This is a genomic window from Chamaesiphon sp. VAR_69_metabat_338 (assembly GCF_031423935.1).
GTDB lineage: Bacteria > Cyanobacteriota > Cyanobacteriia > Cyanobacteriales > Chamaesiphonaceae > Chamaesiphon.
Genome location: NZ_JANPGM010000570.1, coordinates 1 through 4755, shown reverse-complemented (window position 1 = coordinate 4755; position 4755 = coordinate 1). Strand labels below are relative to the sequence as shown.

The window sequence follows — 4755 nt, the reverse complement described above, 5'->3', positions numbered from 1 at the left end:
GATCGCGCTCATTTACTGGAGTTTTACTCGACCTGGGAAGTTTGAGGCAATTGCGCTGCGGCTATCTTCTATTCGCCAATTTAAACCAGAGCTATTGGGCTACAATGATGGCAGCTTATCGGCTGTTACGTCAGCGATCGCCCAAAACTTCGGAATGTAAATCCAGACTCAATCATTTGCAAATCGTTGGCGTAGCCCCTCATTGGATAATCGCTTGGTGGCGATTTTTAGTTTGTTTAATTATCAATAATTTAATTAAATTTTTTGCGTCAAATTAGGTTAATAATTCATGACTCTTGCCTTAGAACAGATCGACCGGATTGTCGGAAATCAACATCATAATCCCTTTGAGATTTTAGGTCCTCATCAAGTTAAGGAAAATGGGAAAAATGTTTGGGTAGTGCGGAGCTATATGCCCAATGCCGAGTCCGTCTCGGTGATGATTCCCGACGCGCGGCAAGAGTACCCGATGCAATCGGAGCATCATCCGCACTTCTTCAGTTGCACGATCGATCTGCCGGAGTTGAGCAACTACCAGCTCAAGATTACCGAAGGCGGACACGAACGCGTCATTTACGATCCTTATGCGTTTACTTCGCCATTATTGAGTGACTTTGATATTCACTTATTTGCCGAAGGCAATCATCACCGGATTTATGAAAAACTCGGGGCGCATCCGATCGAAATCGAAGGCATTAAGGGCGTCTACTTTGCGGTTTGGGCACCGAATGCGCGCAACGTTTCGGTAATTGGTGATTTTAACTACTGGGATGGCCGCAAGCATCAAATGGCCAGACGAGCCAATGGGATCTGGGAATTATTCATTCCCGAACTCAAAGTCGGCACCTCTTATAAATACGAAATCAAAAATCAAGACGGTCATCCTTACGAAAAAACCGATCCCTACGGATTTTATCAAGAACCGCGTCCGAAAACGGCCTCGATCGTTGCCGATCTGAACGTCCACCAGTGGCAAGATGAGGAATGGATCGAAAAGCGTCGCCATAGCGATCTCCTGCGTCAGCCGATCTCGGTCTACGAGTGTCATCTCGGTTCCTGGTTACATGCCGCAGCCGGCGAACCAGCGCAATTACCCGACGGCACGACCTCTCCAGCGGTAATTGTTTCTGACTACAATCCAGGAGCGCGGTTTCTGACCTATCGTGAATTAGCCGATAAATTAATTCCCTACGTCCAGAATTTAGGCTTTACCCATATCGAACTGTTGCCTATCTCCGAGCATCCTTTCGATGGCTCCTGGGGTTATCAGGTGACGGGTTATTACGCGCCGACATCGCGACACGGTTCGCCTGAAGATTTCATGTATTTTGTCGATCGTTGTCACCAAGCTAATCTTGGCGTGTTGGTCGATTGGGTACCCGGACATTTTCCCAAAGATGGCCACGGATTACCCTTCTTTGATGGCACACACCTCTACGAACATGCCGACCCCCGCAAAGGCGAGCATAAAGAGTGGGGGACGTTAATCTTTAATTACGGGCGGAATGAAGTCAGAAATTTCCTCTACGCCAATGCTCTATTCTGGTTTGATAAGTACCATATCGATGGCATTCGCGTCGATGCCGTCAGTTCGATGCTGTACCTCGACTATTGCCGCGAACCAGGGGAATGGGTCGTCAACCAGTATGGCGGCAGGGAAAATATCGAAGCCGCCGACTTCTTGCGTCAAACCAATCATCTCATCTTTAGCTACTTCCCTGGCGCACTCTCGATCGCCGAAGAATCCACTTCTTGGCCGATGGTGTCCGCGCCTACATACCTGGGCGGCTTAGGTTTTAACCTCAAGTGGAACATGGGGTGGATGCACGATATGCTCGATTATTTTGAGATGGATCCCTGGTTCCGCCAGTTCCACCAAAATAACATTACCTTCAGCATGTGGTACAACCACAGCGAAAACTTCATGCTCGCCCTCTCGCACGATGAGGTCGTTCACGGTAAGAGCAATATTATTGGCAAAATGCCCGGTGACGAGTGGCAGAAACTTGCAAATATGCGCTGCCTCTACGCCTATATGTTTACCCACCCCGGCAAGAAAACCCTATTTATGGGGATGGAGTTTGCCCAGTGGAGCGAGTGGAATGTCTGGTCGGATCTGGAATGGCATCTCCTGCAATTTGCTCCACACCAGCAAATGAGTCAATTTTTGGCGGAACTCAATTACGTCTACCGTCACGAACCCGCACTTTATACTCAAGACTTTGAGGAAGCTGGGTTTGAATGGATTGATTGTACCGATAGTCGCCATAGCGTGGTGTCCTTTATCCGCCGCGATAAACATACTGACGATTGTGTAATTGTCGTCTGCAATTTTACACCGCAACCTCATGCACATTATCGAATTGGCGTACCCGAACACGGTTTTTATCACGAGTTATTTAATAGCGATGCCCGTAAATATGGCGGTAGCAATATGGGCAATCTGGGCGGAAAATGGGCAGATGAATGGTCGATTCACAATCGCAAATTCTCACTAGATCTGTGTATTCCTCCTTTGGGTGTATCGATCTTTAAACTCGATCGCGAACGCACTGCCGCAGCCTATGAGTGGCGGGACAAAAACGCGATCGAGGGGACATAGACTCGATCGAACCAGATTAAATAATGGCATGGGTAAATCATCAATTACCCATGCCATTATTTTTTAAATATTTTATGTTTGAGTAATGTCTGCAGCCAATTGAGATCGATCGACTAAATTACCGTATTTTGACTGAATTTAATCCTGTCACCAACTAAAACTCTAGTTGTATGGTATTATCAAAACTACAAAATAGATCGATATCTTAGATAAATAATTTAACATTTTATTGCTACTATTTTGGGATTTGTATTTAATATCTAAATGGAGATAACCAATGTCTAGATCGATTTCTCGGATCGGCTTGCTACTACTAACGAGTGCGATCGCGATTGCCACTAACAGTTGTGGCGGCGGTGCCAGTAAAATCACCCAGTGTAGCAGCATCGCCACAGTTGTTAAAGAAGTAGTAACAGCAGCCAAAGAGCTTGATGCTCTCGTCAGTAAAGATTCGGCTAAGGAGGCGAAGCTCTTTAGCGATATGTCTGTAAAAATGCAGGGATTTAGCAAAAAACTGCAAGCAGTAAAAATCCAAGATGAAAAATTAAAAGGGTATCAGTCAAGTTTTGCTCAAACCTATCAAGATTATGCTAGGGCCTTCGATAAATTAGCACCTTCAATGAAGTCAAAAGACCAGAAGGCGATCGATAAAGGTGTAGCTGAAATGAATAATCTATCTACTAAGGAATCAGCATTAGGCAAAGAAATGGCTAAATACTGTATTAGCAAGTAGGAATAATAATCTAGTGCTGGAATCGAGTTGTGAAGGGTGGATTGTCGATTCTAGAACAATTTTTCAAATCGGCAACGGTGATATTTACGATCGCTACCCAACCATGCTTTTCACGAACTGCCGCAGCCTATGAGCGATCGATCCTATGCACCCTCGATCGCTAATCAAAATTACAGTTAAAACAGTTCTGAAATTGTATAGATTATGATTGTTGTTTAAATCTAGAGAAATCCACCGATCGGATTGGCAGATCGCATAAGAGTAGATTTTGCTACTTTGTCAAAATTTTCAACCAGACCAAGCGATGAGATCTTTTCTGCTAAAATAGTCGAGCGATCGAAACTTAAATTTTTTGGTTTTTATCGCTGCCATTCTTGAAAATTTATTTAATATCTATTGGAGCTAACCAATGTCTAAATCGATCGCGCGAATTTGTTTGTTAATAGCAGCAGGGACGATCGCTGTGGCGACGACCAGTTGCGGAGCCAGTAAAGTAAGCCAATGCAATAGCATTGCTAAGGTCACCAAAGAGGTAGAAACTGCTGCCAAAGATTTTGATTCGCCAGACACTAAAGATCCAGCTAAGGCAGCTCAAATATTTAGTAATATGGCGGTGAAGAGTCAAGGATTTAGCAAAACTATTCAAGCACTAGATCTCCAAGATGAAAAACTAAAAAATTTTCAGTTGCGTCTGGTCACAATGTATGAATCTTATAATAAAACATTCAGTAAAATTGCTCCAGCCATTAAAGCAAAAGATGCTGCAGCATTCAATAGTCAGCTAGCTGAAATAAAATCTGAATCTGTGAAGGAGGAGGCGTTGGGCAAAGAACTGAGTGCATACTGCACGGGTAAATAACACTTTAATTTGGACGCGTTCCGATTGCATGGCGATACTTAACTCGCCATGCAATCGGACAATATAGCGATCGAGATAATGGGTCTAATCTAATTAGCACGGTCTGGATTTATACTAGTGGGTGAGCCGATACTGGCGGGAAGCACGCATCACGCACTCATTAAGCTCTTGAGGTAATCGATCGCTTCAAAATGCGGCGCAACTCTGGCTTAGTGGCGTAGCGTTTTCAGAAGCGATCGGCTGGCTGCCGATCGACAAAAAATTCACTATTTATTTGAGCGTATAATTAAGATTGTAAAAGTTTCGGAATTGATGGACGATCGGCGATCTAGAATGAGGTTACGAAAAACTTGTAAGAAATCGGTTCGAGTCGAAATAAAATAGAGCCGATCTAGTTTCGATCGGATACTTGTAATCGCTGTTACGGAGGGCATTTGCAATGAGAACACATCTAGATAAATTTTACAAACTAGTAGCCAAGAACCAATCTCTAGCTCAGCAATTTGATACGATCGTCGAGAGAACAGACTTTCCCAAATTAGCAGTTCAACTCGGTGCAAA

At 44.2% G+C, this 4755-nt stretch carries 3 protein-coding genes; all 3 read left to right on the top strand.

Going from position 1 to position 4755, the window contains the following annotated elements:
• Window positions 1-289: 289 nt before the first annotated feature.
• The 3 genes from glgB to RMO84_RS15665 all read left to right on the top strand — a co-directional run bounded on the left by glgB (window position 290) and on the right by RMO84_RS15665 (window position 4194).
• On the top strand, window positions 290-2602 hold the full coding sequence (gene glgB, locus RMO84_RS15675) for a 1,4-alpha-glucan branching enzyme (protein ID WP_310489373.1): 2313 nt from the start codon (window positions 290-292) through the stop codon (window positions 2600-2602).
• A 277-nt stretch (window positions 2603-2879) separates the two neighbouring features.
• Entirely contained in the window at window positions 2880-3335 is a 456-nt protein-coding gene (locus RMO84_RS15670) for a hypothetical protein (RefSeq protein ID WP_310489372.1), read from the top strand.
• 409 nt (window positions 3336-3744) lie between these two features.
• Window positions 3745-4194: a hypothetical protein gene (locus tag RMO84_RS15665; protein ID WP_310489371.1), complete on the top strand. Its 450-nt coding sequence runs from the start codon at window positions 3745-3747 to the stop codon at window positions 4192-4194.
• The last annotated feature ends 561 nt before the right edge of the window (window positions 4195-4755 follow it).